Here is a 26244-nt window from a genome sequence, read left to right as displayed (position 1 = left end):
TCAAACGGGACGGGACTACGTTGGAACATCTCCTATTCAGCATCGTTCCCTGCAGTTGCACCGGTGGTCGTGCGGCCGGCGCCGCGCGCCGCATTCAGCGCTGTGACGGCGATTTCTCGAAGTCGATCCCGGGGAAAGTTCAGCCGAAGCATAGCCTGGAAGCCGAGTTCGTAGTTGCCAAGGATCTCCCGCTCGAGCGCTAGCGCAATCGCTTCAATCTGAGCGGGGGAAGGCGGCGGATCTGGAACGTCATCGGCTGGCAACGTTTTGGTGGAACCACCCGCAGCGAGGAGCGCCTCAGCCATCAAGACACCTATCTGGACGCTCAGCGCGCCTAGTTTCAACAAACCGTCGACAATATTGCGAGCAGGATCGTAACTCATCTGTCTACCAATGGCGCCGCCGCGCCATTGCTGCTCCGAAAAGAAAAGCAACTAAGAGGGCCCCCAATGGCGCGTCCCGTGTGACCTTTGCCAGAATGTCTAACGGTCTGCCGGGCTTGCGACCCTCGTCGATCGCTGTGCTGACCCGGTCGGCGGCGTCTTTGACGCCGTCGATGACGACATCTTTCAAATCTTCGGCCGGCTCTGCAGGTGGTAGCGTTTTGTCAGTCATGTCGTGATCTCCTCGCTGCAGCAGCACAAGCTTGCGATCCGGCATATCGTTCCAAACAGTCTCGGAACTGTTCTCCAACATTCGCTTTGAACCGGCTCAACAGGGAGCTCGATCATGTCATCCACAGCCGTCGCGATATTAATCTCGGCAATTGTCGCAATTTCAGCGCCTGCTTTCGCCCAAGGTGGTGGAGGTGGCGGCGGGGGAGGATCTAGCGGCGGCTCGGCGGGTGGCAGCGCGTCTTCAGCTGGCGGCGCAGGATCGTCTGGCGCTGGTGCCGGCGGAGCTACGGGCGCTGCCAACTCCGGCAACATCGGGACCGGCAACATCAACAGCGTCACCGCGGCGCCATCGTCCTCAACCAGCTCGCAAACCTACGGACAGTCGCCGGCTGGCGCGGCTGCGACGAACTCGCTGAGCAGCACCAACACGGGCGTGATGGCCAATCCGAACGCTGGGCCGCCTTCTTTGAGAAATAGCGGCGCCAGCGTCGCTCCGGCCGGCCGGGTTGGGGACAAAACTCCGAGCCAAGATGCGAAGTGAGGCCGCGCACCAGCAGCCGCCTGTTTCCGAAGTTTCAGTTCAGACCATGCGCGGTAGCAGTCATACCCAGCGCTTAATCGACGTGGTGATTGCAGTCGGCCGCTAGCAGGCGAAATTCCCAGCCCGACCAGGATTCACCAGCAAACATTCACGGGCACAATCCGCCAACCCCAACGGGTCCAAACCTGTCGATGACGAAGACACGGGTCACGCCAACCCGGACCCCAACCGCCAATGCCCCAGCCAGCGCTCGCCAGGCCCAGACCAAATCCCGCGCCGACGAACGCCGGCCCCCCCAGCCGCCGCGCCATCCACCGCCGCGCCACTCACCTCCATGCCATTCACCTCCGTGCCAGCCGCCGCCACCATGAAACCCACCGCCGCCGAAACCGCCGCGAGCCGAAGCATCGGTTAGTGGAAGCAGGCTCATGGCGGCAACAGCAACTGCAAGGATTACTGTTTTCCGTAACATCGCCTGTCCTTTCCCGGTCATGGTCGCTCCCGGGACAATGACGCAGTTCGGGCTGTTTTGTTTCAGGTGACGGCGGAAGCGATGGCCTGGTTTCCAAGGGCGGCGGTAGCAGAAAGAGCCGGTGAATGTGATCGCTTCTCCCCGGTCCTGCACCGGGCGCTCGGCTGTGTCGGTGACAATTGCGGACTGGTTCGGCGTCGGTGCCTATCCGGCGTCTTGCGGAAGATCGCTTTTGCGACGGATCAAAACTGCCCCAGCTGAGTTTTTTATGGCTAACAGCACAGGAGATGAATATGAGCGTGGAAGGTAAAATCAAAGAAGGTGCCGGCTTCGTCAAGGAAGAGCTGAACGAACACGGCAAGGACGCGGAGAGCAAGAAGAAGGCCCAGCAAGGTCGCGACCTCCGCAACGAAGGCCGTGTCGAAGATGGCAAGGCTCCGAAGACGACACCGCCCGGCTCCGGTCATCCGGAAAAATAATGTCGGCAATTATCGAGAAAGCCCGCCCTCTCCGGGGCGGGCTTTCTGCTGCCTATCCGCATCGGCGCCAGTTGCCGAGCGGTATTTAGCAATAAAACGCTCCACAACAGAAACTCGGATAGCTGACGTAAGGTTAGAGTGGACTCGGTCGCGATCTATCCGCCTAGTCAGTGTTAACCGAGAGATACCTTCTTCGCTCGCAATCTCTGTCAACGCGTCCCAAAAGGCATCCTCGAGGCTAACGCTCGTTGACGTCCCGTTAGTTCGGGTGAAAGTTTGCTTTCGTGGCTTTATAGGTTTCCCCAGGTTAGCCATAGCGATTGATCCCCTTAGTGCGCGCAAAGCGGAGCTACGCCCTTCAGCTCCAACATCTCTCCATCGATCGCACCGCACTCCGGCTTTCTGGCTGCCTATCGCCGACCTCAATTGCCATGAGACGGGAGGACGGCGACACGCCCGAGTAATGCAACCAGCTCCGCCTGCCGCCTTGTTTGAGTTTTGACGAACAGAGAGGCCAGGTGTGAGCGGATTGTCGTCCGGCTCAGACGCCGGGAGCGAGAAATATCAAGCAAATTATGACCACGCGCCAATTCGACTGCAAGCTGGCTTTCCGCGGCTGTAAGGCCGAACAAGCGCCGCAGCGCCTCAGGCGTCGGCTCTGGATGAGCGTCAAGATCGAGCAGAATGATGGTGCTGGTTTCATCGGTCCAGACATTGATCATCTGGCTTACAAGCCTGGTGACGCCTTCCCTGAAGGAAGTCGCGAGCCATGATGTCGAGCCAACGGGAATTTGCGCTCCCGCGCGATTCACGAGTTGCTTGACGGCGCGATAGAGTGTTTCCCCGCTCGCGGCGCCACATTCGCGTTCCAATATCGCACGACCGATTGCGCTCACGTCAAGCAAACCGCCTCGTTTGAGTAGAACTTGCCCGCAGCCAATTCGCGCCAGGACCGCGTGTAGTACGTCACGTTGTCCAGCTAGGTCAGGCTTCTTGTCTGGATCAGCATCCGACCTGACGAGGGATGCGCGATTGGAAATGTTGAAGATTGATTCCCTGCATGGATGAAGGGATGCAATTGCGGCAGGCAATGCGGCACTCTGGGTCAAGTTCAACATTGCGTCTTTCCCTTTGCCTATTACGTCGTTTGAATGACAAGGCTTGATCGAGCCAAGAGCATTCCGACGTCAACGAGCCGTGTAAATGCTCCGCACGGAGTAATCCGACTGCACACCTCCCCGAAGCCTCGCAATCTAGTGCTCCGACTGACACAGAAAAATAGGAAGAGCGATGCAGAACCTTGCTCCCTTCTGCGCTAGGCGTCGGGCTAGAAGGCTCATGCACACTCGTACCCCATTGTGGCTACCCCCTGTGCCACGGGCGGTGCGACGTTTTCGCAAAGCGAACTAAATCTCAATAGAAGTATTGTACGCGGTTATTGGATGATGGGATGTGTTATGCGTATGCTCATTTTCGGTATCGCATTGTTGTTTGACGCGGACGCGTCGGCTCAGCCCATCCTTGCCCGTGAGCCCCACACCCTGCCCCCCTTTGCTGTCGTCTATGTCCAGAACAACAGCTGTAGTTACGGCAAGGTGCTGAGGGTCGTCGGCTCCCTCAAAGGCCTCCAGCGCAAACGTACTTGCGTTTCTGTGAGCTCCGCTCATGCAGAATTCTAATGCCCACCTCAAGGATCGCGCCAATCGCTGTGCTGGTTGCCTGGATCATCGCCGTCGCGGCTGCTGGCATTTTTCTAGTACGACTATGAGCATTACGCTTCTGCCGCGAACCGAGCGAAGTACTTAAGCGCATATGCCGGGAACGGGTTAGATGGACGCGCGTACCAATGCGTTGCTGTCGTGACGAGAAACCGGCAAAACCGCCGCGTCCATCATCCCCGTTTTGGCCGGTTGTCACCCGGCGTATGCGTCAGACAATTCAGCCAAAGTAGAATAGTTTCTTGCTTTAAGATCAAAGAGCCACGACTTGCCGCGATCGAGGAGCTAGACCCAAGGAGTGCCGTAGTAATCATTGAGCGAGCGAGCCCGGTTGGTGTCCGACCAGTCCCAGTCGCTGTCATTGGCGTATTTCGGCGCGCCCTCGAGCTGAGCCTTCGTCACGTTGGTAACGTAACCCTCAAGATTGGTGTCGTACTTCAGCGTCTGCCAAGGGAGCGGATAATGCTCATCGCCCATCCCAAGGAAGCCGCCGAAGCTCAGCACGGCATAGGCAACTTTGCCGCTGACTTTGTCGATCATCACGCTTTCAATCGAGCCGACCTTTTCGCTGTCGGGACCATAGACGGCGGTGCCTTCAACCTTCTCGCTGCTGATCAGATTGCTCGTTTCGTTTGCCATAATGGCTCTCCCTCGTTTGAGTCTCGATAAAAACGGGAGAATCTGTCATTCGTTCCGGAGTGGCTCCAGTGTGATTTAGCGAAGCCCAGAGAGCCACGGTTATAGACCGACAAAGCCAGCCGCTCTGGGTATGCTGTAGCTCAAACCTGTTCGTGCCGCGCCGTAGCCCTTCAACCGCCGCTATCCCCGCAACTGCCATGCCGACGAAGGTCCGCTCTCCCTCATTGACGCGGTGCAGAATCCGCTTGGCGATGACGCATCGGTTTTCGTGACTGTCAAGGCAACGAGGTAAGGTCTCGCACGCTTTGGCATGCCAGTGGAGCAAGTGATCGCGAAGGTGCTGCAGTCCGGCTACTCGCTGATTTCCAAGCTCGAGGCCGACGATGGCCGATGGGAAGTTGAAGACATCAAGAACGGCAAGAGGACGAACTTTCACGCCGACCCGAAGAGTGACGTAATCATTGCCAGAAGCTGGCCGACTAATCTCCGCTGCTGTTCTTCGCTTTCCCTTTCTTTTTAGGTTTCAGCGCCTCAGCTTGAGCTCGGAACGCTTCGGCTAGATTGTGCATGCGTTCAGCGTGCTCGGTGTCTTCCGAGCGCAGAGCTACAGCCTCGGCTTTCTTAGCCTGCTTCCTGAGCGACTTCGTTGGTTTCATTCCACATTATATCGCGGCGCGCCCTTTAAGGAACGATGTTCCCTGACGTTGCTTGTTGGAGCAGCCGGACACCATCTCTCCAAGGTCGATAATCCGGTTAGGCCCGACGACATTGCCCCCGATGACGTCGGGCCGAATTATTGCGAGGTACCCCCGCTGCTCGATTGATCTCAAGCGCAATTCACTTTTCAGACTGACCATTTCTGATAATTTGTCACCGCTATGCCACAGACCCGAACGCCGATCTGTCCGAAATGCGGATCTGTCACTGCTTGGCTGCAGTCTACTCCGGCGGACAAGGGAATGGTCATCCATGCCTACGAATGTCCAAAGTGCAGCTTCATCCATGCCGCTGTTGGGCCAGATCCAGTGATCCAGGCCGAGGGCTGGTTGAACGGCGAGCTGCGACCGCTGGAGAAATAACAGTGACCAGGCGCCTGCTTGCGAAACCATGGGATACGGAAGACGTCGCCAAGCTGAAAGAGCTAGTCGACAGCGGAGCGTCTGCTCTACGTGCCGCAGCGGCGCTCGGCCGGCCCATTACGTCAGTCAAAAGGAAGGCGTGCGATCTGGGGATTTCGCTGCCAAGCGTCCGCAAGGTAAGGGCGGACCTGCGAGCCAAAGGCGCTATCGAAGACCTTCGACACCGATAGTCTGTGGGAGAAGCCTGAGCGCTTGACCGGAACTAATCCGCAACAGGACGTTTGAATCTGCCGTTCAGTTGCGGATTTGAGTTATGCCATGGTCGACGCGTTTTCCAGACCCCATTGCCCTCCCCGCTGGCTGTAAACTGGCCACCCTGCAGGATGCCGGCGAATACATCACCCGCCTGCCGAAGCAGACGCACGACGCCCCACCGTGGCAGAACGCAATGCACGTCTTGATACAGGCCGCCGAGTACGACGCGCCGATCGAGTTCGCATGCCTCGGCATGTTGCAAGCACTCTTTCCCGGAGGCACGCCGGTTTACCACTCCGTCGACAAGGATCCGAAGTGGCGCAACCGCTACAAGCTCGTGAGGGATCAATGATGCGCGACATCGACACCATCAACGACGCCATGGATGACGCTCGGGCCGTCTTACACAGCTACATGTGGCCCGGACCGCGGAGCCCGCAACTCGTCTTACAACGCATGCTCGAAATACTTGACCACGAAGACGTGGGCGCTGCACAGGAGCGGCTGCGGAAGGGCTACGGGCGCCTTCGGCTCGTGGAATAAAAATGGCCAGCTGTCCCTCAGGATAAGTCCGGCCATAGTAAACTAAAGTCTAGGTGAACGTTCCTGCGGCTGCTTATACCAATTTCGTGGAAGTCCTGCATTTGCAGGCCTACGCATTGAAATACCAAGCAGGTGAGCTTTGCACACAGTTGCCGCTCGCGTCGGTCCCAACTCTCTGGAAATATCGTCAGGAGATCGGCTGCCAGCCGGATCTCGTAACTTTGCAATATCATCATCGGTCCACACCCGACGTGCGGCATTTCCATCCTCCATACCGACGCTACCTTCCCGGCAAAAAAAAGATTATGCGCCGCAACATGGCGGTTCAATCATGTTTTCGGTCTTGCTTGCTGAGGGCCAGACTCACGTCTGCCATAGGTGGAGAGCGTATCGAATTGCGCAAAACACCACTTTCGAGGTTGTGGATCGATTAGTAGCGCTGTGCCGAGTGCGTCGATGGCTCTGACGACGCCCCAACGAGAAGCGATCGCAACGGCTGCACGATTGAGAGCGATATCTCGAAGGTGCGAAGAGTTTGCGAAATTCGGCGGGTATCGATCAGTGTCCGACCGGCTAAATGCTCTGGCGGTGAAATACCAGGAACGAGCGCGGAGAGTTGAGGAGCGCGCCGGAGTGCACTTAAATGGAGGCACTCCTGACGACAGGCCCTCGTTCAGTTTGCGGAGAAGGCGCCGCCGTTGTCCTGAATGACTGCCGACTGACCTTCTGCGATCGGCCACCGTCTGTCCAACAACTCTCGCACCTCTTGCCGGACCACTTCCGTACCGGAGTAGTAACCAAGACAGAGGCCCGCATATCCGCCGATCAGAAAACAAGCGAAGCAAGCCATTAATGTTATCCACATCGCAGGGCCTCCATGCTTCACGGACCTTAGCTTTTCGCCGCATGTACACGAGCTTCGACGTCGAAACGGTATTCTCCCCGCCCGCAACCGGCGACGTCAATGATAACCGGATTTCTGTCTCAAGTCGCTTAGTTTCTCGCCGGCTGAGAATCGCTCCGTAAACAAGACCGGGTCATCCGGGTCGCCCTCTCGGGCCTCGTGGGCTACTGAACGGTTACGCGCGCGATCCCGCCCATGCCGATTGCGTTGGCTGCTGCTCGAGACAGGTCGATGCAGCCCCTCGATGAACGGGCCGGTCCGTGATGCGGACCCGCACCGATCTGCCGTTGTTCTTGTTCGTGACCGTGACGTGGCTACCGAAGCGCCGGCTCTTGTGCGCGGCCATCAGGGCGTAGGTGTTGAACCGTTCGCCCGAAGCCGTCCTACGGCCGTGGCAGCCATCCCCAACGCCGTACTAGCTGGCGACGCACGTTTCTTCCTTGGTCAACTTGACGCCAATCAAGACAACGCCTTCGAGAAAATTCTGGGCAAACGCCGGTGAATTGAAAAATGCGCACAGCAAAACGCACGCGGAGAACAGGCGGATCATTGAGTTTCCTTGGGTTGCGGTGCTAGAGGTCGAGGGTCGGCGTGCCCCTAGAAGCCACGCTTAGGCTAGGCCCGGCGCTCATGGATTCGGTTGAGCGTCGGGCCATTTCGCTGCCGGGCTTGGTTGGAACTAAATCTGTTTTTGCCAATTTTTCCCGCGGTCGGCAGTTCTGTGTGTCTGCCTTCCGGGCTCGGCGGCGTACCCTTGCACCCAACTCGACCGCCGCCGGGCCTCTCTAAATTTCCATCACCGGGCTCGGGATCATTCCGCACCGAGTTCAGTGAGGCGGCCCGGCGGTCGATCCCATCCGCCGTCGGGCCGATCTTCCCCGAGGAACGAATTAGGTTTGCGTTGATTTTTTACGAAGCCGGCAGCTTTCCTCAGCGGCTGTTGGTTAGGCTCGGCGCCTGAGTCCAAACGGGCGCTGGGCCGCCTCTTTAAGCGTGCGCGCTCGGACGCATTCGGCTCTCCAAAAACCTGTCAAGGCGAACATGATGCCCTTCCCGATAGCAGCGCACGATCTCGGGGCCATCTCCTCGATGATGAAGGGTTTGTTCTTCGAGGACGGCGCTTCCTTTGTGGCGGTGATGGCGCACAAGGCCTGATGTTAGATTTGCGCTCCGGTTCGACCCCGCGTTTGCCTTTTCCACGAAGAGACCCGACCGGGGCCCTAAACATCTGGACTTACAGCGCGCCGATTCCCTAAGCTATCTTATCCCAACTGGTTTGGAATCCGATGGAACAACATCCTTCGAGGATGGGGCTAGGCATTGCGTTAGGGGTGTGCCTTGGAGCTGTCCTCGGCATTGCCATCAGGAACGTGACCGCTGGCATCATTATCGGCATCGCCGTAGGGGCCGTGATTGCTGGTTACGCAGATCATCGATCCCGGTAGCAAGCGCACGCCCGGCTGCTCCCCATCTCTCCAAGGAACATGGCGCGCTGGTTGTCGTTTTCCCCTTATGTCCGACGAAGACGAGCCCGTCACCGAGATCGCCGCTCCGCCCGTTTTGGTCCCCGAAACCAATCGATTGTGGCGGTTAACGCCTGCATTGAATCTGCTTGAGAAGAGCAGACAGATTGCCATCGTCCCCGCCGAGACCGAGGATGTGGCTCGCGCCATTGCGACGAGAGCAGATCCCATGGGACGGGATTGGCGTGATCGCCTCTCGTTCGCAGCGGATAGCATCGAGACGACCGAGCGGCACGTCATCGGCGACGTAATATTTCGATCTATCCCGCAGCAGCCTCCTCCAAAGCCGAAACGAACCAAGAAGGCCTAACCATGCCCAAGAGAAAGACTGAGCATGAACTCGAGATGTGGGCCGCAGATCTACTGATGGAAGCGCACGCGATCGCTCCATGCCCCACCACGGCTATATGCGTTTGCGACACAGCCATCACGCTGTGGACTACGCTCTGTCACTGGCAGAACACCGAACATTCTCGGGCAAAAAGGAGCGGATCGCGGCGGTCGAGAGCGTGCTCGATGGGCTGAGTGATGAGTGTCCCGCATGCTGACACCCAGCTTGCCAGATCTCATCGACTTTCCAAATGTCGTACTGCGCTCGGGTAAGCTCAAAGCATGACAAAGAAACCAGTCAAAGCATGACAAAGAAACCAGCGGCTTCCCTGCATGACAAACCACTCAACATGCCCGCCGAGGATGACCTCGAAGCGCTGCTGGCCCTCGACGTGGGCGTGATGTCGATACACGATTCCCCGCTCCTTGGTACTCTGACGTTAGTCACCCGAGATGGGCACTACGATTTTCTGATCAACGAACAGATCGCCAACGAACTGATCCAAGAAGCACGAGCTCTTCTCCGAGGCGATAGCCCGTCTCTGGTCGAACGTAACGAATAGTCAGATTGCCATTGGTCAGTAGAGCTTGTTGCCCACATTCCGAAGAACGGACTTCGAGTGCATCCAGGTGCGGATCGCCGACACTCGCAACAACAGGACATGATCGCTGCAGCGCGAAAATCGAGGACGATAGACAGAAGAACGAGAGTACGGGTTAGAAAAATGCTCCGCAGCGACATCACTCGCCCATTGAATGCGAAACCCGCCTCGCTCCGGGTGCAGCGGGCGGACAGCTTCAATACCGAAGTCTGGATACCGGCGGTGTCCCGCCTCGATCCGTGCCCATGATCAGGCCTGTCACGCCGGCATGCTCCATCAAGGCTTGCTTGATCAGCTGGATGCTCAACGTCGCTCTTCCTGCGTATGGAACCAGACGGTAGCGGGTGCCGCACGCTTTAATTTGTTCCCGCCTGCCCGCTCACAACTTCGGCGCGATCGTCCCCGTGTGTGCCTTTTGAGAGACGGTAGTGGGGCGTATTAGTTCATACGATCTCGCTACAGATTCAAAATGGAGCGACACATGAAAAAGTACTTACTCGCAACGGCCGCGCTACTTTTCGCTGCAACGTCGGCCTCGGCTGCCGACATGGCTGCACGTCCCTACACCAAGGCGCCCGCAATGGCGCCCGCGATAATCTACAATTGGACCGGCTTCTATATCGGCGGTCACGTCGGCGGCGCCTTCCGCGGCAATTCGAACAACGTTCTCGGCGGCGGTGACGACGGTCGCTTCATGGGCGGCGGTCAGATCGGTTGGGACACGCAGTTTGCGCCTAACTGGGTGTTTGGTCTGGAAGCGAACTACAGCTTCATCGACACCAGCAGCAGCTTTGCAAACCGCGGTCTCGGTTCGGTTACCGGCCGTCTCGGTTACACATGGGGCCCGTCCCTTCTTTACGTAAAGGGCGGTTACGCCTGGGCCGACTCGCGCTTCACCAACGGCTTCACCGGCGATGGTGGCCGGGATGGCTACACAGTTGGCGGCGGTCTCGAATATCTGTTCAGCCAGAATTGGTCGGGCAAGGTGGAATATCAGTACTACGATTTCGGGACGACCAGTTTCGTCACTCCCACGTTTGCTATCGGCGGCTTTCGAAACGACGAGCACACGATCAAAGCGGGCCTGAACTACCGCTTCAATCTGGGCAACTTCGGCACCGGCACCTTCTAAAGACTGACGTCAGTGAGAGGCCGGCAAATGAATGCCGGCCTTTTCTATTTGCCAGACGATTGGCGAGCCAATCAGAACAATTACGGCCGCCGCGGACATCTCCGGGGCGGGCGCATTTCTTCACTCAAGGTGAGAGTTGTCAGTCAATATACCCTCAGCCAGCGCACATCGTTGATCGCCCTATCCAGACCTGCCCCTGGTTCTGACACCTCATCTCGGAGTCGCCGAGCGCATCGAGCACGATGATTGCACGTTTGATGACCACCTTAAGGGCGGCGTGAAACGTGGCGACAGAGTGATCATTCATTGCTGAACCTTCGCGACCGGGAACGATCCGCCACAGCGGCTGTTTTCTGGAAAACTCGCCGGAGCCAATCGATGAAAGTGATACTTTCTAAAAAGGAGCTGGAGCGCGAAGCCCTCGCGGAGATGAGAAAACGCCCAGGTTGCGAGACGCTGAAGGCAGTCGACGTCCAATACAGTGACCTTCGAGCCGATACGAATTGGACCCTGTATGCCTTCACAGAAGGTCGAATTGATCCAAGTGCTTTGCATAGCGCGCTGGAAATGACCGTAAACAAACTGCGCCATCAATATGAATTGCGCGCCCCGGAGTGATCCCTTACAGGAGGTCAGACTCCCACCTCGTCCTGAAGTCTGACCTCCATGCTTAAAAAGAAAGCGACCGCCAACGAGCTGATCTGGCTCTTTCACGAGAAGCTTGCAGGCTCCAACTTTCCCAATGCCGGGATTGCGATTATTCCAATCGGTAACGGCAATTGGTCCGCGCTGACGAATGCCACCGAACGCCGGCACTATCCCGATCTGGCAAAGACTGTGGTGCGAATAGAGAAGCAGCTCCGCGCTCGCTACCTCCTGAAAGAGGTTTGATCTGCCTTCACGGGCGGGAACTAAGCCGGCGATTGCCTGTTCTATGGTCCCATCGACCAAGGCTGCATCTTGAACAAGACCAACCAGTTTGACCTTCCTACGCTGCCACATGCCCAAGCCGCCGAGCGCTCTCGAATGAGCGACGACCAAAGCCTGATCAAGGCCCGTTACTGCAGATCGATCCTGAAGGTCGCCGCGATCAGCACCGAGCAGGAAGCTCGCATTTTGCTGAACGGCCTGGCCACCGAGCAGGTTACCACGAACACCTCTCCCGCGATGGCCGAGGCTGAACGAGTAGCTTTGACTGCGATCCGCGATCTGGCTGGATATCAGCACGGCCGAAGCGTCTCCCAAAGCTCCAGCGAGTGGATGCGTGCCGCGCGAGCAATCCAGTTGTGGCTGAACGTTCACGATCAATAGGCATCGTGCGCGCGGAATGCGGAGAAATGGACGTGTCCGATAGCAAACAGCAAAAGACATCTCGTGAGCTCTAGCTTCTGTATCGGAACGGCCTATTTTCGAAGCCCGTCTCAAAAACTTCATTAAGGGCACGCGCCGCTTAGGCATCCGGCGCCAGACCTTTACCCTACGGTACGCAGTACGCAGGTGCGTACCTGTGATGCGTACCTCGCCGTCCAAGAAATAGCTCAAGTGGCGGATGTCGTTGAGGTTTCCGCCGATTCGTTTCGTGATACGCAGAACGCATTTTCCCAGACAAAAAATATGCGCGTGAGGAGAGCGCCGGTCCTTGGCGATTGCGCCTAAAATGCTTTCAGACTCCCCCTACGGTTAGACAAAGCTGGTTTAGCTCCCCGAAAAACCGGCGGCCGGTCTTGAGGCAGCGCTCATTCCCGGCGCAGCATTTTCGCGATTCAGGCGCTCGCGCATTTCCTTTCCGGCCTTGAAGAACGGAAGGCTCTTTTGGTGCACGGTAACATGTTTTCCAGTACGTGGGTTGCGGCCTGCACGAGCGGGGCGATGCCTTACCGAGAATGCGCCGAAACCGCGAAGCTCAGCCCGATCACCGCGTGCCAGCGCAGCGACGATCTCATCGAGAATCGCGTTCACGATGTTCTCAAGGTCCCGCTGGTAGAGGCGCGGGTTATGTTTAGCGATGCGTTGAACAAGTTCGGATTTGACCATCGTGACGTCGGAAATTTGGCGGGAGGCCGCATTTCCTCGATCTGACTTGCACTGTCAAGATGCAATAAATTGGGGCATCGTCGAAAAACCTGACGCGGCGAGACCTGTTGATCTGCACTCACCAATCTTGGAGCGGAACCAAATCATCCACTTCTGTTTACATAATCCAAGTGCGATATCCCAATCGATTTCCTGTCTGTTCCCGATGTTGAGGCCTCCGTGCACCTTCGATCTGGCCGATGGGCATTAGCCGAGGAGCGTCAATTGATCGCGTTGATCGAGGGAATACGTCGGCAGCCAGAGCTCCTGTATCTGTTGTTTTCGTTCAGCTTAAGGCGCCGCAGCTTTGGTTTTAGAGGCCGTCAAGCAACGCCCTGACCTTTTCTGCAAGATCGTTGATTGTATAAGGCTTTGAGATGAGATGCGTACCCGCATCCAGAACGCCATTATGGACTATGGCGTTTCGCGTATAGCCCGTGGTGAACAAAATCTTGGCGTCGGGCAACAGCGGTTGGAGGACTTTTGCGAGCTCACTGCCTGTCATTTCGGGCATCACAACGTCCGTGAAAACCAAATCGGGCCGTGAGCCGTTCTCAATGAGGTGAATGGCTTCTCGCGCGCTTGCAGCTTCTATGACCGAATAGCCAAGTTCTCGAAGCGTCTCGACAGAGATCGCTCGCACGCGTTCTTCGTCCTCAACCACCAGGACCAGCTCTTGATGCTGCCCCACGTCTGCGCGCACCGCGCCAGTCGAAGCATCGGTCGTAACCTCGCCGTAGAAACGCGGCAGGTAGATTTTTACGGTGGTGCCAACATCAAGTTCCGAATAAATCTTCACATGACCGCCCGACTGACGCACGAAGCCGTATACTTGACTAAGGCCAAGGCCCGTGCCTTTTCCGACTTCTTTGGTCGTGTAGAACGGATCAAAAACTTTGCTCAGCACATCGCTGTTGATACCGGTACCGCTGTCGGTCACTGCGATGAGAACGAACTGTCCCGGTTCAATTGAGTATTGTCGGGCATACGCCGCATCCACAGACGCGTTCATCGTTTCGATCGTGAGTTTTCCTCCTTGAGGCATCGCGTCCCGCGCATTGACCGCGAGGTTGAGTAAAGCGCTCTCAAGTTGAGCCGGATCGGCTTGGACGTTCCACACCCCCGCTGCGAGCACTGTCTCGATTGCAATGGTCTCGCCCAGCGACCGATCGAGAAGCTCGCTCATACCCGCGATCATACGATTCACTACGATGACTTCTGGAGCTAAGGGCTGCAGGCGGGAGAAAGCCAGCAAGCGCTGGGTTAAGGTAGCGGCCCGGTTAGCGCCGTCCAAGGCTCCGTCAATGAAGCGGGTGATGTCAATGTCACCCTTTGCCAGCTTCCGGCGGGCTAGATTCAAGCCTCCGATGATCACGGCGAGCATGTTGTTAAAGTCGTGAGCTATCCCGCCAGTCAATTGACCAACCGCCTCCATCTTTTGGGCTTGTCGCAGCTGCTCCTCCGCCTTCGAACGTTCGGCAATCTCTGTGGCCACGCGCTGCTCGAGATCGATATTGAGCGCCTGCAGCTCCGCTTCGGCCCGTTTTCGCTCGGCGAGCTCCCTTTCGACAGCCGCAAACAGCCTCGCATTGTCGATGGCCGTCGCCGCGTGTCCCGCAATCCCCAAGAGAGCAGCCTCATGCTCTTCTTGGAACTTGCCGATTTCCTGATGGCCGAAGAACAGCCCCCCCAAAACGTCACCGGTGCGTGAGATGACCGGTACCGCAAGGTACGAGCGCACCGGAAGGTGGCCTTCGGGCATTCCTTTGCGGGGAGCGTTCTTGCCGTATCGCGGGTCGGCGAGGATGTTTTCTGATCGTACAACCGCCGTGCCAAGAAACGTCGGCTCAAACACTGCTGTATTCCGCGGCATCGGAAAATTCGCGAAGGCAGACCGGGGCACGCCGGAGAGCGCGTAGAGCATGTAGCTCTCGCCCTCAGGCGAGAGAACATTGTAGAAGAACGCGCCAAATTCCGCACCGCAGAGCTCCAGGCCGGCATCCGTAACGGTCTGGACGATGGTCTCGAGATTGCGTTCCCTAGCGACGGTTGCCCCCGTGTCATTCAAGATCCTGAGATGTCGTTCGGATTTCTTGCGCGCCGTGATATCGATGACAGTGCCAACAAAGCGCACTGCGTTGTGATTGACGAATATTGCGTCACCCGTTGCGGCGAGCCATCGTTCGATCCGGTCCTCGATTCCAATCGTCCGATACTCGATGCGATATGCAGCCAAGGAGGAGGGGTCCAAGGCGTTGGTCACCGCGCGATGAACGCGTTCGCGATCGTCAGGATGCAGCCCCGCAAGAAACGATTTTTCATATGAAATCTCGGCTTCGGATGAGAGGCCAAACAGAGCTTTGCATCTCGCGTCCCAGCGAAGGACGTTATTTACCGGGTCAAAGTCCCACGTTCCGATACCGGCTGCGTTGTTAGCAAGGCTGAGGCGTTCTGCGGCTTCTCGCGCGGCTTCTTCTGAACGGACTCGCTCGATATGAGCCCACGACCTTTCGGTAACCTCCGCAAGCAGGGCCAGCTCGCCAGCCGCCCAGCGATGGGCGGTCTGATGATGTATTGCCATCAATGCCGTTAAGCGGTCCTCTTTCACGAAGGGCATGCAAATAGTGGATCCGATCCCAATATCTTGGAAGGTTCGGGCTTCTTCCGGCTCCAATTCTTCAAGATTGTCATTGATGATCAGCGGTCGGCCGTTACCCAGCTCTTGAACAGCTTTTCTGCCGAAGTCAGCAAGGCTGTAGTGACCTAAGATGTGTTTCGCGCCAGGTGCTGCCCAGTCGCCGCGAATAGTAAAGCCATCCTGATCTTCATCCATGTCGGCATAGGCGCAGTTAGACACGTTGAGGTGCTGGCCTAGCATCCGGGTCGTGACTGATAGAATCTCGTCGGCCCTCCGGCACTTCGCAGTTTCTTTGCCGAGGTCATCCAGAAAGACAAGACGGGCTTCATTCGCCCGAATAGTTGCCTCTGCCCTACGCCGTTCTACCGCAGTCCGGGTCCGGTCAGCGACCTCCCGCATGAGGTCAAGTTCGGCGTCTGACCATTCTCGTGCTTCGGCATTGTTGAGATAGAGCAATGCCACCACGCCGTTTGGCTCAAGGATGGGCATGTTCACCAAGGCGCGTGCCGAAATAAGCTCAAGGGCCTTCGCCTGATCTCCTACCCGACCATCTTTTTCGGCGTCGGCGAACACCACGGTTACGCCGCGCTTCAAGTCCTCAATGTAGCTGCCGTAATCCCGGAATTGCAGAACCCCAGCAAGGCTTTTTATGCCCGGCGCATTCCAGTCCCGGCTTATCGTAATGGTTTCAGCGGAAAGGTCGATCGTGCCGTAACCCGCGCGGCTGACACCGAGAGCCCGCCCCAAGGTCTCCGCGGCGGCGTACGCAAGATCGTCAGGGTCTGATATCTGGCGGATATGATCGCCCAATGTGGATAGCACATCACTGCGCAGCCCCGAAGCCATCATCGCCGTCATGCCAAGGCCTCAGCTGGCGGCAGCTGTACAAGGTCGCGACGACTCGAAGCGTTTCGAACGGGACTGAGAAAAAGGCTCACGTGACCCCATAAATTCAATAAAATTCGGAATTTGGTCAATTCGTTGCCGGCCGTCAGGTTCCAATTACCCGTTTGGCCAGGTTAGCTGACCGCCGCGATTGCCAAATATTCAGCTGATAGGGTTTGGGACTGTCAGTGAGTTGAGGAGTCCGTTCATCCCAGACAAGGAATGCGTTCATACCGCTTGGGCATTCGGATGGCATTGCCGTCGAAGAAGGAAAGCCAGTGGTGAAACGCCCCCGTCGGCGCTTTAGGAGCCCACCGCATCTGGCGGGATCAGTCGTCTCGACCGCAATCGGCTAATCGCCCCTTACTAGGCGTCATGGATCGACGTTAAGCTTAGTGGTCGCCTCCTTCACTCCTTTCTGTTTGAGACGGCGATCAGCGATGTAGAGCGGTCGACTGGGCGGTCAAGAATTCGCCCGCGCGGAAGCCAAAAAAATTTGCCCCACCCCCCTTGAAACTTTCCGCCAGTTTTTTTTATTTTAGGTGCGCTGGACGCCAGAGGTTGGGTCCAGCGTGAGGCGGACGCCGGGGGTGTCCGGCGCCCGCTCATACCCATCTTGCTCATTGGAGGATTTGGCTATGAAGACTTACGACTTTGCTCCGCTTTGGCGCTCAAGCATTGGCTTCGACCGCCTGTTTGACCTCGTGGATGCCGCTCAGCGCGCGAACGAGGACAGTTTCCCCCCATACAATATCGAACGTGTTGGGGATGACCGATACCTCATCTCGCTTGCTCTGGCAGGTTTTTCGCCGGACGAGATCAGCTTGACGGCAGAGCAGAACGTTCTGACGGTCGAGGGCCGCAAAGGCGAACAGAAGCGTGACTTCCTGTTCCAGGGCATTTCTGGTCGCGCGTTCAAGCGGCAATTCAACCTCGCCGACCATGTCCAGGTAACCAGCGCGACTTTCGAGAACGGCCTTCTGCAGATCAACCTGATCCGCGAGATTCCCGAGGCCATGAAGCCGCGAAAGATCGCCATCAACGCAGGTCCGCGCTCAAACGTCGAGCAACTTGAAGCCAAGGCGGCCTGACGCCTATTCGATCACTTCGTGCAATCGTTCCGCGATGGCTTCGGCCGTCGCGGATTTGCGCGACATTTGGCATGGCGCGTTGATCACTCGCGAAATCGACAGGAGGCAGGGATGACCCAGTTCGCACTTCCAGCCTTGGCCGCTGGAGAAGGCCTTACAAACTATCTCACCGCGATCAAGCAGTTTCCTCTCCTCAAACCTGAAGAGGAGCTCGCCTACGCCAGGCGCTTACGCGAACACGGCGACAGGAACGCTGCCTATCATCTTGTGACCAGCCATCTCCGGCTGGTCGCCAAATTGGCGATGCGCTATCGCGGCTATGGGCTGCCCATCGCTGATGTCATTTCGGAAGGCAACATCGGCCTGATGCAAGCCGTGAAGCGATTTGATCCGTCTAAAGGTTTCAAGCTTGCGACCTACGCCACCTGGTGGATCAAAGCAACGATCCAAGATTACATCCTGCGGTCGTGGTCGATCGTCCAGATTAGCGCCAAGTCCACCCAAAAGCGGCTGTTCTTTAACCTGCGTCGCTTGAAGAGCAAGATCGCAGCGCTCGAAGAAGGCGATATGCAGCCCGACCACGTAGCAACGATAGCGCGCCGCTTGAATGTGCCTGAACGCGAGGTCATTGAGATGAACCGGCGGTTCCTCGGAGACATGTCGCTCAATGCGGCTTCACGAGTGGACGAAGAAGAAGGCGCTGAGTGGCAGGAGCGCTTGGCCGACCCAACGTCGAATTTTGAAGACGACGTCGCGGAACGCAGCGAACTTAACTGGAGGCGGCAGATCCTCGGGCAAGCGCTCGCCCATCTGAAACCGAGAGAGCAGCGTATCATCGAAGCACGATGGCTGTCGGATACCCCTCTTACACTTGACGACCTGGCCGCAGAACTGGGCGTGTCACGCGAGCGTGTGCGGCAGGTGGAAGTCAGGGCACTCGAAAAGGCCCGGGCGTATGCAGCTTTGCTGGCCGGAGACATGGGCGCGAAGTAATTCGATCCGAGCGGGCTCGACGGGGGCGACATTAGCTTTCCAAGCGCTCCACCCATTGGGAGATGGTGAGCGCAATTTCCGCCACTACGTCCTGGTCGGTCCGTCCGCTGCGGGCCGGGATATGAAAGCCGTGATCGGCGCCATCGATCAGGTGAGAGGTTGCCCTCGATCTCAGTCCCTTGCAAACTTGGCGAAGGAGCACGGGCTCCGCCAACTTATCACGCGTTCCCTGGATGAAGAGCATGGGGATCCGAATGCCTGCAAGGTGTTCGGCCCTTGTGATCGAAGGTTTACCGGTCGGATGTAGGGGGAAACCGACAAAGGCCAGCCCGCGCACATCTTCGATCGGATCTTCTGCTTGCGCCTGCGAGGTCATGCGCCCGCCGAATGACTTGCCACCCGCGATAATAGGCATGCCGCGGCATCGACGGCGGGCGTCCGCCACGGCCAATCGTATGGCCGCATGCGCAACAGCCGGAGTGTCGGGGCGTTTGCTGCCCTTCTCCATGAACGGGAACTGGAAGCGCAAGGTCGCGATGCCATGGCCATAAAGCTTTGCAGCGACATCTTCCATGAACGGGTGCGTCATGCCTGCGCCTGCACCGTGGGCGAAGACGAAACAGGCTTGCGCGTTCCGCGGCTTCATCAGGAGGGCTGAAAGCGCGAGCGCGTCCTTGCTCTTCAGCGTCAGGGGCGTTACGCGCGGCAGCCGGGTGTTCATTTCGCTGTCGAGCGCTCGCCGAATCGCTCCTCCTCCAAGCCGAAGACCGAGCGACCGCCGAGCGCGGAGGATGCCTGTAATTCGCCATCCACGAAATCCTCGAAGGACGGACCGCTTGCCGTTTGTTCGAGGCGGCGAGCCTGGTCGTCGAGCCGTTTCAGAGTCTGCATCTCCTCGTCTCGGCCGAGCTTGGCGTTCTGGACGGCTGTCTTCAGCACGCGGATGGTCTCGTCGTAGACCTTGATCGGCACCGGGTACGGGTGACGATCCTTGCCTCCATGGGCGAGTGAAAACCGCGCCGGGTCGCGGAAGCGGTACGGCGCGCCATGGACGACCTCGGCCACCATCGCAAGCGAGCGGACCGTCCGTGCGCCGACGCCCGGCGTGAGCAGTAGCTCGGGAAAGTCGAGCGGCCCGCGCTCGGAAGCCGCGGCGAGCGTGCCATGAAGGCGCCGGGTGAACACATCGCTCGAGCGGACATCGTGATGCGCCGGCATGACGAGATGCGGCAGGAGGGGCTGGGCAGGCGCGCTGCCAGTCAGCGCCGCGAACTCGTCGACGATGCCGTCGGGCCCCAAAGCCATCAGCAGGTCCAGTTGCGCTGTTCGGGAAGGCGCGGCGCGCCCATCCGTCAGATTGACGACGTTTCCTTGAAACGGACCATCGATGGCGCTGTGCGGTTCATCGACGAAACTCCTCAGGTTCTCGGAATGCCAATGATAGCGACGGGCCTGTTTCTTGTCGCCGTTCATGCCCTGCTGGACCACCGTCCATTTGCCCTCGTCGGTGACGAAGAAGCCGTGCAGGTAGAGATCGAAGCCATCCTGGACTGCTGCGCTATCGACCTTGGCGACGAGACGGCTCGCGCGCGTCAGGGCGGCCCCGTCGAATCCGATGCGGTCGCCGAGCGCGTGAAGTTCGTCAGGAGTTTTCCGCGAATGCTGGCCCCGACCTCCGCAGACGTGGATGCCGAGTTCGTCCTGCAGCGGACCTAGGCCGCGCTTGAGAGCACCGATGACGCTGGTCGTGATCCCGGACGAATGCCAGTCCATTCCCATCACGGCACCGAAGGATTGAAACCAGAACGGATGGGACAGCCGCCGCAAAAATTCGTCGCGACCGTAATGGTGGACGATCGCCTGGGTGACGATGGCACCGAGCGCTGACATGCGCGAGGCCAGCCATGGCGGAACCCGTCCACCATGCAAAGGAAGATCGGCGCTGCCGGTCCGTTTCGCCATTCGTCCTCGATATCCGATTCTTTGCCATTTAGGGGCTACGCTCGACCATCGTCCGGAAGGTGATGGAGTAGCGTTTGGCTTCGACGGCCGGAATGCTGTGTTCCCATACCGACCGCGCCTCGCCGGACATCATGTAGATCGAACGAGACTTCGCTTCGAGGGTGAAACGCTCGAACTTGGTCGAAGCGGGCCTGCGAAATCGGAACTTGCATATCGCGCCCAGCGACAGGCCGAAGATCCGGTCGAAGTGCGGCTTGTCCCTGTGCCAACCGATCCCGACGCCGACGTCGTATTCGGTGCAGAGGACTTGCTGTATTCGCGTACTGGGTCCACCGAAAGTCTCGACGCGATGTGAGACATCGGAGAGCCATTGAGGAATTGGCTCGGCTTCAACGAGGTGGCGTGCCGTATAGTCGTAGCTGAACCCGAAGGAGGCTACGCGACGCTTGCCCTCATACTGGCCGAACTGAAACGGCTGGAGGGGCAAGTCGGCCACTTGGGCTATAAGGTCGAGCGCTTCCGCTGCCGAAACGAAGTCTTCGGCATACCGGAGTCCATCGGGACCTGGCGTGTTTTCCGCAAACAAACTGAATTGGTCGGACAGTGGATTCTACCAAGGCTGTGGATCTACGACCTACTTATGGAGCCGCAGCGCAAAGTCAAAGGTCAGGGGGATCCCGCACATCATAACCAACCAAATAAGAACGGGGCGTACGCGATCGCGAGGAGAATAAGCGCCAGTGGAAAAGCCGTTGCAATGAAGATTGTATCCATGTTGCGAGGCTGCATGGTTACGAAACCGAACAATCGGAGTTCCGTTCCAATTCCCGCCTCAGTCGCCGCCCTTCTTGGCCCGACGTAGCGCGGCGCCCAGCTTCTCCCGTTGCTGCTCCCAGCGCCGTCGTTCGGCCTCCGTGCGATTGTCGATTTCGTCGCGTTCCGCCTGTATCGCGGCATCTCTCGCGTCGTGCTCCTGTTCAGCGGCATCAAAGGCTACTTGTGCGCTTGCAACCTGCGCTGCTTTCCGTTCTCGCTCCTTGATCCTGGCTCGCTCTTCCTTGCGCTGGTCGGCTTCGCGTTTCCGCTGCTGTTTGTCGAAGATGGCCGCGGCTCTACGTGCTTCCGCGTTGTCGACTTTGGTCGCTTTGGCCTGAGGAGCCACCCGCTTCCGCGGAATTGACACTTTCTTGCCGGCCGCAAGGCCTTCCGGAAGTTCGCTCGTCTCCTTGAACGCGCCATTGGTGCCGACTGCTCTCCGCAAAACGATGCCGGGATGCGCGATTGTTGCCGAGACGATTGCAGGGTCGTCGGTCTCCTCGGCGAAGCCCTGGTGAAACAGGTTGCTGTCGGCGCCCCAGATCTCGAGCGCGGCCTTCATGGACGGCGCGGCAACGGCCAGGTCGAAAAAGCCGATCGATGTCTGGTAGGTCTTGAGCTTCCGGGCCATCACTCGCAGGCCGGACAGGTGTCCGCTAGGCCATCGAGTACTTTCTCGATGGCTTTCACCCGTTGCTCCTTGTTCTTACCGGAGAACTTTCGATGTTCGGCGATCGATCTTGCATAATCCACGGCATGGTGGCTGTGACGAAGGCGCAGATAGCCGTGATCCGGACAGGGCGCGATGGCGTGGGCCTCAAGGAGGATATCCGTCGCCCACATGGATAGAGTCTCGGCGTCGTTCGTGTTCTTCGACATAGTCACGTCTCTCTAGGGCATTTCGTCCCGAGAATGGGATTTGGCGTTGACCGGAAATCAGACATGCCGTTTCGGTGTTCTGACATTCGAGAATGTTGTCATCGTCGGGCACGGCTTGAAAACAGCTAAGCTATTCTTGAGTTCCTTCTCGGTCGGAAAGGCATTCACCATGCCTTGCGTCAGAGCTTCCGTCGGCGATACCGGCGGTTGCCGGACTTTCGAAGGCGTGTTCTAAAGCCTCGGGTCGATGGAACCAGACAGCGAGTTGAGCGATTGCAAGTAGCTATCCACCGCGGCCAAAGGGCGTAGGTCGTTGCTACAAAATGGGCTCTATAGCATTGCGTTCAATGCCGGTCTCGGTGGGTCCGGAGGTGCCGGCGTCGTCGTGCTCTGTGACGGCGTTTTGCTTGGGGGCGATTCTTCTCTGCTGTACAAAGGCGCTTACTCGCAACGAGACGGGAAGTTCGAAGCGACTGTGCGGACATCGCGTCACGCCAACGAAATCCCGTCCCTGTTCGGGCTGGACGAGGCGACGCTGAGCTTCGCCGGGACCATCATTCGTGGAGACGCACGCGGCTTCGGCGCTTCCCCTCAGGTGCCAGACATCAGGTTGGAGGTCCATCTCAAGTTCAGGGCGCCCATCTGAGGGATTGTTTAGGTCTGGTTTTGGCTGCACGCCAACAGGAAATCCAGAGCCGACATAGCATCTAGATATCGCAATTTCACACGGCCGTTCAACCCAACGGCCTCGTTAACTAATGTCTGATCCGGCACCCGCCTGAAGCCCATTGCCCAGTTCGGAAACAGTCGATCACCATATGCAAGGCCGCGCTGGAGCAAGCTGATATCTCGATGCCGCGGATCGACGCCGATGCGGCTGTAAACTTCGATTACATTATCCGGCTCTCCCTCAAGCACCTGAAGAAAGTCGCCGTCCGAATGGACAAGCATGCCTGTTATATGCGCCGCATCATTCCGGGCCCTTGCCTTTTGCAGTAGCTCGGAAAGATCCCCGGATGAAAATGGCTCATTTGCAGTGCTAAGATACAAAATTCGAAACACGAACGACCTCCATACCCGTCAACGCCGGGTTCCAAAGAGAGTTCAATCGTGCCGTAGACGATCACGCCTCCCCTGACCGGCCGCGCTCTGAGCTCGCCGGAACAGGTGTCATCAAGTTTGACGGTTGGCCCGCCGACTTGTCCATGACCACGGCGGCTTCAATGCCCGCTCATCACCCCATTTTACGGTACGATCCCGGTGACGTTGCGATAAGCCATGTCTGGCGCCGGCTTCTTCAGAAAGACGGGAGTAAGTTGATCGGGTCTCTAACCGATTGAGGCTTCCAGAAATTTGGCCGTGCGGCTTTCGGCGTTGCGCGCAACATGTTGCGGTTCGCCAGCGGTCACGACGGATCCGCCCTCATTGCCTGCGCCGGGGCCCATATCGATTACCCAATCACTTTCGGCGACCACTGCCATATCGTGTTCGACGACGACCACCGTGTTACCGGCATCCACCAGGCCTTGAAGCTGCAGCATTAGCTTTTCGATGTCTGAGGGATGCAATCCAGTCGTCGGCTCATCCAGTACATATAGTGCCGACCCCCGCTGAGCTCGTTGCAATTCGGTAGCGAGCTTGATCCGTTGGGCTTCGCCGCCACTGAGTTCCGTTGCGGACTGACCGAGTTTGATATAACCGAGGCCGACCTCTCGAATGACACCGAGCGAACGTGCGAGTAGCGCATCTTTCTCGAAAAACGCGAGCGCATCGTCCACCGTCATGCCCAACACGTCGGCAATGGATTTGTCCCGGATCTTGATTTCCAACGTCTTCGCGTTGTAGCGCGACCCATGACAGGTCGGACATGGCGCGTAGACTGACGGGAGGAAAAGCAATTCGACGGTGACGAAGCCTTCCCCCTGACATGTTTCGCAACGTCCTTTGGCGACATTGAAAGAAAAGCGGCCGGCATCATAGTGCCGTGTCTTGGCCTGCTTCGTGGCCGCGAACAGCTTTCTGACGTGATCGAAAAGCCCTGTATAGGTGGCGAGATTCGACCGCGGGGTGCGCCCGATCGGCTTTTGATCGACGACAACGAGACGTTTTACGTGCTCCATGCCCCCGACGATGTTGCCGCCAAGCGTTTGAATGGCGGTTTCCAGAAGGTCTCCTTCGTCCGGAGCGCCCCGGTCCTCTTCGCCGCTCTTGTGCCCCAATATTTCCCCAACCTTCTCGACCAGAAATTGAGTGATCAAGCTGGACTTGCCCGACCCCGAGATGCCGGTCACCGCGGTAAACACACCGACAGGAATGTCGACGTCGAGGTCGTTGAGATTGTTGCGGGTGACACCGCGAAGTTGTAGCTGACCTCGCGGGAGACGGCGCGTGCGGTCGATGGCCGTCGCGTTTCCGAACAGATGGCGCCTTGTTTGAGACGCCTCGACGCCGGCAAGTCCTTTAGGGATACCGCTGTAAAGCACCTCGCCCCCGTGAACGCCCGCGGCGGGGCCGACATCGACTATCCAGTCCGCGTGGCGGACGACATCCAATTCATGTTCGACGACGAAAAGCGAATTGCCTGCTGCCTTGAGCCGGTCCAGCGCTCGCAGGAGAGCTTCGGTGTCGGCTGGATGAAGCCCAGCGGAGGGCTCATCCAGAACATACACCACGCCAAACAGGTTCGACCTGACTTGGGTCGCCAGCCGGAGCCGCTGCAATTCGCCGGGGGACAGTGTCGGCGTGCTGCGCTCGAGGGCGAGATATCCCAGGCCGAGATCGAGCAGAACCGCCAATCTCCCGTTCAGATCTTCCAGGATGCGCTGGACCACGAGAGCTTTTTCCGGATGGTCTTTGGGCGTATGAGCTTTGCCTTCGAGATACGGCACGATCAACTCGCGAACGCCCCTTAAAGGAAGCTCAGACAGTTCCGCAATATCCAAGCCTGCGAATTTGACCGAGAGAGCTTCGGGCTTAAGCCGTTTTCCCCGACATACCGGGCAACGGCCGCTCAGCATGAATTGCGAAACCCGCCTCTTCATCATCGCGCTCTGCGTTGTTGCGAACGTCTGCAAGACGTATTTGCGCGCGCCGGTGAAGGTGCCGTGATAACTCGGCTCTTCCTTGCGTTTGAGGGCTCGCCTCACCTCAGCTGGCGTGTAGCCTGCATATACCGGGACGGTGGGCTGTTCCTCGGTAAAGAGTATCCAGTCGCGGGTCTTCTTCGGCAGTTTGCGCCAGGGCGTGTCTACGTCATGACCGAGAGTTACCAGGATGTCCCTCAGATTTTGTCCCTGCCAGGCACTCGGCCAAGCCGCCACGGCTCGCTCCCGTATGGTGAGCTTGTCATCGGGGACCATCGAGGCCTCGGTAATATCGTGGATCCGACCGATTCCGTGACAGTGAGGACAAGCTCCTTCGGGAGTGTTGGGCGAAAATGACTCGGCATAGAGCAGTGGTTGTCCACGCGGGTAGTCGCCGGCGCGCGAATACAGCATGCGCAGCAGGTTCGACAATGTCGTCACGCTGCCGACCGACGAGCGTGTCGTCGGAGATCCGCGTTGCTGCTGTAAAGCCACGGCTGGTGGTAGACCTTCGATTTCGTCCACCTCTGGAATGGACATCTGATTGAACAATCTTCTCGCGTAAGGGGACACCGACTCAAGATAACGCCGCTGCGCCTCGGCATAGAGCGTGCCGAAGGCCAGCGAGGACTTGCCCGATCCCGACACCCCTGTAAAAACGACAAGTGCATTGCGGGGAATGTCGACGTCGATATTCTTCAGATTGTGCTCGCGAGCTCCGCGAACACGCACGAAGCCCTCATCGACGGCCGAGTCGGCACCGTACGAACCACCTCTTCCTGCGTGCATCTTGCCCTTCCGCGCAAATTGGCGTGTGATATCAACCGCAGATGAAACTTTGGCGGACGAGTTCCGTTCCCCACACGGAGCTTCCAGCCGGTAGCATTGTTTGTCATAGCGACTACATACTTCATCGCCACGGAGTTGATCCTTATTCAAGCCTTTGCAATTAGTCGGGCGTGGCCATCCTGCGCGCCATCGTGGTCGATC

At 58.1% G+C, this 26244-nt stretch carries 29 protein-coding genes; 12 read left to right on the top strand and 17 right to left on the bottom strand.

The features are described from left to right. Positions 1-32: 32 nt before the first annotated feature. Positions 33-383, bottom strand: a complete 351-nt coding sequence (locus tag AB8A23_RS11975; protein WP_184511650.1) for a hypothetical protein — start codon at positions 381-383, stop codon at positions 33-35. Between the two features lie 4 nt (positions 384-387). Then, the gene (locus tag AB8A23_RS11970; RefSeq protein WP_068738890.1) at positions 388-615 is read right to left on the bottom strand and encodes a hypothetical protein; all 228 of its coding nucleotides are present in this window, start codon (positions 613-615) and stop codon (positions 388-390) included. Between the two features lie 1308 nt (positions 616-1923). Here AB8A23_RS11970 and AB8A23_RS11965 point away from each other — a divergent pair. Then, the gene (locus AB8A23_RS11965; protein ID WP_068738891.1) at positions 1924-2109 is read left to right on the top strand and encodes a hypothetical protein; all 186 of its coding nucleotides are present in this window, start codon (positions 1924-1926) and stop codon (positions 2107-2109) included. A 9-nt stretch (positions 2110-2118) separates the two neighbouring features. On the opposite strand, the gene AB8A23_RS11960 is transcribed toward AB8A23_RS11965, so the two are convergent. From AB8A23_RS11960 to AB8A23_RS11950, 3 genes are all read right to left on the bottom strand, one after another. Beyond that, positions 2119-2424: a ribbon-helix-helix domain-containing protein gene (locus AB8A23_RS11960; protein WP_439059630.1), complete on the bottom strand. Its 306-nt coding sequence runs from the start codon at positions 2422-2424 to the stop codon at positions 2119-2121. Between the two features lie 107 nt (positions 2425-2531). Beyond that, positions 2532-3227, bottom strand: coding sequence for a helix-turn-helix transcriptional regulator (locus AB8A23_RS11955; protein WP_439059631.1), 696 nt, complete (start codon positions 3225-3227; stop codon positions 2532-2534). An 885-nt stretch (positions 3228-4112) separates the two neighbouring features. Next, positions 4113-4466, bottom strand: a complete 354-nt coding sequence (locus tag AB8A23_RS11950) for a PRC-barrel domain-containing protein (RefSeq protein ID WP_120286810.1) — start codon at positions 4464-4466, stop codon at positions 4113-4115. Between the two features lie 310 nt (positions 4467-4776). On the opposite strand from AB8A23_RS11950, the gene AB8A23_RS11945 reads away from it, so the two are divergent. Then, on the top strand, positions 4777-4986 hold the full coding sequence (locus AB8A23_RS11945; RefSeq protein WP_439059632.1) for a PepSY domain-containing protein: 210 nt from the start codon (positions 4777-4779) through the stop codon (positions 4984-4986). On the opposite strand, the gene AB8A23_RS11940 is transcribed toward AB8A23_RS11945, so the two are convergent. Then, a complete protein-coding gene (locus AB8A23_RS11940) occupies positions 4946-5122 on the bottom strand; it encodes a hypothetical protein (protein WP_199711949.1) in 177 nt (58 codons plus the stop codon). The two genes, AB8A23_RS11945 and AB8A23_RS11940, sit on opposite strands and share 41 nt — an antisense overlap. Positions 5123-5858: 736 nt before the next feature. Between AB8A23_RS11940 and AB8A23_RS11935 the strand changes: the two genes are divergently transcribed. Further along, the gene (locus AB8A23_RS11935) at positions 5859-6152 is read left to right on the top strand and encodes a hypothetical protein (RefSeq protein WP_439059633.1); all 294 of its coding nucleotides are present in this window, start codon (positions 5859-5861) and stop codon (positions 6150-6152) included. Then, the gene (locus tag AB8A23_RS11930; RefSeq protein WP_184511655.1) at positions 6152-6343 is read left to right on the top strand and encodes a hypothetical protein; all 192 of its coding nucleotides are present in this window, start codon (positions 6152-6154) and stop codon (positions 6341-6343) included. Before AB8A23_RS11935 ends, AB8A23_RS11930 begins: the two co-directional genes overlap by 1 nt. A gap of 1079 nt (positions 6344-7422) precedes the next feature. Here the strand turns inward: AB8A23_RS11930 and AB8A23_RS11925 are convergent. Then, positions 7423-7593: a hypothetical protein gene (locus tag AB8A23_RS11925; protein ID WP_439059634.1), complete on the bottom strand. Its 171-nt coding sequence runs from the start codon at positions 7591-7593 to the stop codon at positions 7423-7425. 69 nt (positions 7594-7662) lie between these two features. Beyond that, positions 7663-7797, bottom strand: a complete 135-nt coding sequence (locus AB8A23_RS11920) for a hypothetical protein (protein ID WP_439059635.1) — start codon at positions 7795-7797, stop codon at positions 7663-7665. Positions 7798-8660: 863 nt separating this feature from the next. Between AB8A23_RS11920 and AB8A23_RS11915 the strand changes: the two genes are divergently transcribed. The 6 genes from AB8A23_RS11915 (at position 8661) to AB8A23_RS11890 (ending at position 12145) form a co-directional block, all read left to right on the top strand. Next, positions 8661-9080: a hypothetical protein gene (locus AB8A23_RS11915; RefSeq protein WP_439059636.1), complete on the top strand. Its 420-nt coding sequence runs from the start codon at positions 8661-8663 to the stop codon at positions 9078-9080. A gap of 325 nt (positions 9081-9405) precedes the next feature. Further along, a complete protein-coding gene (locus AB8A23_RS11910; protein ID WP_231079542.1) occupies positions 9406-9663 on the top strand; it encodes a hypothetical protein in 258 nt (85 codons plus the stop codon). Positions 9664-10183: 520 nt separating this feature from the next. Beyond that, complete coding sequence (locus tag AB8A23_RS11905; RefSeq protein WP_068738774.1) at positions 10184-10834, top strand: outer membrane protein; 651 nt, start codon at positions 10184-10186, stop codon at positions 10832-10834. Positions 10835-11212: 378 nt separating this feature from the next. Beyond that, positions 11213-11452, top strand: a complete 240-nt coding sequence (locus AB8A23_RS11900) for a hypothetical protein (protein ID WP_439059637.1) — start codon at positions 11213-11215, stop codon at positions 11450-11452. Positions 11453-11500: 48 nt separating this feature from the next. Further along, the gene (locus AB8A23_RS11895; protein ID WP_068738776.1) at positions 11501-11725 is read left to right on the top strand and encodes a hypothetical protein; all 225 of its coding nucleotides are present in this window, start codon (positions 11501-11503) and stop codon (positions 11723-11725) included. A 69-nt stretch (positions 11726-11794) separates the two neighbouring features. After that, positions 11795-12145: a hypothetical protein gene (locus tag AB8A23_RS11890; protein WP_439059638.1), complete on the top strand. Its 351-nt coding sequence runs from the start codon at positions 11795-11797 to the stop codon at positions 12143-12145. A 384-nt stretch (positions 12146-12529) separates the two neighbouring features. On the opposite strand, the gene AB8A23_RS11885 is transcribed toward AB8A23_RS11890, so the two are convergent. Next, entirely contained in the window at positions 12530-12868 is a 339-nt protein-coding gene (locus tag AB8A23_RS11885; protein ID WP_439059639.1) for an integration host factor subunit beta, read from the bottom strand. Between the two features lie 352 nt (positions 12869-13220). Next, entirely contained in the window at positions 13221-16403 is a 3183-nt protein-coding gene (locus AB8A23_RS11880; protein WP_439059640.1) for a GAF domain-containing protein, read from the bottom strand. Between the two features lie 665 nt (positions 16404-17068). On the opposite strand from AB8A23_RS11880, the gene AB8A23_RS11875 reads away from it, so the two are divergent. Further along, on the top strand, positions 17069-17521 hold the full coding sequence (locus AB8A23_RS11875) for an Hsp20 family protein (RefSeq protein WP_231081045.1): 453 nt from the start codon (positions 17069-17071) through the stop codon (positions 17519-17521). A 111-nt stretch (positions 17522-17632) separates the two neighbouring features. After that, on the top strand, positions 17633-18514 hold the full coding sequence (rpoH, locus tag AB8A23_RS11870) for an RNA polymerase sigma factor RpoH (RefSeq protein WP_439059641.1): 882 nt from the start codon (positions 17633-17635) through the stop codon (positions 18512-18514). 31 nt (positions 18515-18545) lie between these two features. Here the strand turns inward: rpoH and AB8A23_RS11865 are convergent, their stop codons facing one another. The 7 genes from AB8A23_RS11865 to uvrA all read right to left on the bottom strand — a co-directional run bounded on the left by AB8A23_RS11865 (position 18546) and on the right by uvrA (position 26043). Further along, a complete protein-coding gene (locus tag AB8A23_RS11865) occupies positions 18546-19235 on the bottom strand; it encodes an alpha/beta hydrolase family protein (protein WP_439059642.1) in 690 nt (229 codons plus the stop codon). Further along, a complete protein-coding gene (locus AB8A23_RS11860; protein ID WP_439059643.1) occupies positions 19232-20476 on the bottom strand; it encodes a DUF763 domain-containing protein in 1245 nt (414 codons plus the stop codon). Before AB8A23_RS11860 ends, AB8A23_RS11865 begins: the two co-directional genes overlap by 4 nt. A 28-nt stretch (positions 20477-20504) precedes the next feature. Beyond that, positions 20505-21062 carry an alpha-ketoglutarate-dependent dioxygenase AlkB gene (locus AB8A23_RS11855; RefSeq protein ID WP_068738783.1) on the bottom strand — a complete coding sequence of 186 codons (558 nt, stop codon included), beginning with the start codon at positions 21060-21062 and terminating at the stop codon, positions 20505-20507. Between the two features lie 246 nt (positions 21063-21308). After that, entirely contained in the window at positions 21309-21923 is a 615-nt protein-coding gene (locus AB8A23_RS11850) for a cell envelope biogenesis protein TolA (protein ID WP_439059644.1), read from the bottom strand. Continuing rightward, positions 21923-22171: a hypothetical protein gene (locus AB8A23_RS11845; RefSeq protein WP_149532895.1), complete on the bottom strand. Its 249-nt coding sequence runs from the start codon at positions 22169-22171 to the stop codon at positions 21923-21925. Before AB8A23_RS11845 ends, AB8A23_RS11850 begins: the two co-directional genes overlap by 1 nt. 654 nt (positions 22172-22825) lie before the next feature. After that, positions 22826-23233 carry a BLUF domain-containing protein gene (locus AB8A23_RS11840; protein WP_439059645.1) on the bottom strand — a complete coding sequence of 136 codons (408 nt, stop codon included), beginning with the start codon at positions 23231-23233 and terminating at the stop codon, positions 22826-22828. A gap of 266 nt (positions 23234-23499) precedes the next feature. After that, positions 23500-26043, bottom strand: coding sequence for an excinuclease ABC subunit UvrA (uvrA, locus tag AB8A23_RS11835; protein WP_184511666.1), 2544 nt, complete (start codon positions 26041-26043; stop codon positions 23500-23502). Positions 26044-26244: the final 201 nt, after the last annotated feature.

It is taken from the genome of Tardiphaga sp. 619_E2_N8_4, from assembly GCF_051810905.1.
GTDB classification, from domain to species: domain Bacteria; phylum Pseudomonadota; class Alphaproteobacteria; order Rhizobiales; family Xanthobacteraceae; genus Tardiphaga; species Tardiphaga robiniae.
Note: the sequence above shows the minus strand (reverse complement) of the source record. Positions and strands in the feature narration are given on the sequence as shown.

Coding starts and splice junctions, on each gene's coding strand:
- AB8A23_RS11975 (WP_184511650.1), bottom strand. CDS start 383: ATGAGTTACGATCCTGCTCGCAATATTGTCGACGGTTTGTTGAAACTA.
- AB8A23_RS11970 (WP_068738890.1), bottom strand. CDS start 615: ATGACTGACAAAACGCTACCACCTGCAGAGCCGGCCGAAGATTTGAAA.
- AB8A23_RS11965 (WP_068738891.1), top strand. CDS start 1,924: ATGAGCGTGGAAGGTAAAATCAAAGAAGGTGCCGGCTTCGTCAAGGAA.
- AB8A23_RS11960 (WP_439059630.1), bottom strand. CDS start 2,424: ATGGCTAACCTGGGGAAACCTATAAAGCCACGAAAGCAAACTTTCACC.
- AB8A23_RS11955 (WP_439059631.1), bottom strand. CDS start 3,227: ATGTTGAACTTGACCCAGAGTGCCGCATTGCCTGCCGCAATTGCATCC.
- AB8A23_RS11950 (WP_120286810.1), bottom strand. CDS start 4,466: ATGGCAAACGAAACGAGCAATCTGATCAGCAGCGAGAAGGTTGAAGGC.
- AB8A23_RS11945 (WP_439059632.1), top strand. CDS start 4,777: ATGCCAGTGGAGCAAGTGATCGCGAAGGTGCTGCAGTCCGGCTACTCG.
- AB8A23_RS11940 (WP_199711949.1), bottom strand. CDS start 5,122: ATGAAACCAACGAAGTCGCTCAGGAAGCAGGCTAAGAAAGCCGAGGCT.
- AB8A23_RS11935 (WP_439059633.1), top strand. CDS start 5,859: ATGCCATGGTCGACGCGTTTTCCAGACCCCATTGCCCTCCCCGCTGGC.
- AB8A23_RS11930 (WP_184511655.1), top strand. CDS start 6,152: ATGCGCGACATCGACACCATCAACGACGCCATGGATGACGCTCGGGCC.
- AB8A23_RS11925 (WP_439059634.1), bottom strand. CDS start 7,593: ATGGCCGCGCACAAGAGCCGGCGCTTCGGTAGCCACGTCACGGTCACG.
- AB8A23_RS11920 (WP_439059635.1), bottom strand. CDS start 7,797: ATGATCCGCCTGTTCTCCGCGTGCGTTTTGCTGTGCGCATTTTTCAAT.
- AB8A23_RS11910 (WP_231079542.1), top strand. CDS start 9,406: ATGACAAAGAAACCAGCGGCTTCCCTGCATGACAAACCACTCAACATG.
- AB8A23_RS11905 (WP_068738774.1), top strand. CDS start 10,184: ATGAAAAAGTACTTACTCGCAACGGCCGCGCTACTTTTCGCTGCAACG.
- AB8A23_RS11900 (WP_439059637.1), top strand. CDS start 11,213: ATGAAAGTGATACTTTCTAAAAAGGAGCTGGAGCGCGAAGCCCTCGCG.
- AB8A23_RS11895 (WP_068738776.1), top strand. CDS start 11,501: ATGCTTAAAAAGAAAGCGACCGCCAACGAGCTGATCTGGCTCTTTCAC.
- AB8A23_RS11885 (WP_439059639.1), bottom strand. CDS start 12,868: ATGGTCAAATCCGAACTTGTTCAACGCATCGCTAAACATAACCCGCGC.
- AB8A23_RS11880 (WP_439059640.1), bottom strand. CDS start 16,403: ATGACGGCGATGATGGCTTCGGGGCTGCGCAGTGATGTGCTATCCACA.
- AB8A23_RS11875 (WP_231081045.1), top strand. CDS start 17,069: ATGAAGACTTACGACTTTGCTCCGCTTTGGCGCTCAAGCATTGGCTTC.
- rpoH (WP_439059641.1), top strand. CDS start 17,633: ATGACCCAGTTCGCACTTCCAGCCTTGGCCGCTGGAGAAGGCCTTACA.
- AB8A23_RS11865 (WP_439059642.1), bottom strand. CDS start 19,235: ATGAACACCCGGCTGCCGCGCGTAACGCCCCTGACGCTGAAGAGCAAG.
- AB8A23_RS11860 (WP_439059643.1), bottom strand. CDS start 20,476: ATGGCGAAACGGACCGGCAGCGCCGATCTTCCTTTGCATGGTGGACGG.
- AB8A23_RS11850 (WP_439059644.1), bottom strand. CDS start 21,923: ATGGCCCGGAAGCTCAAGACCTACCAGACATCGATCGGCTTTTTCGAC.
- AB8A23_RS11845 (WP_149532895.1), bottom strand. CDS start 22,171: ATGTCGAAGAACACGAACGACGCCGAGACTCTATCCATGTGGGCGACG.
- uvrA (WP_184511666.1), bottom strand. CDS start 26,043: ATGCACGCAGGAAGAGGTGGTTCGTACGGTGCCGACTCGGCCGTCGAT.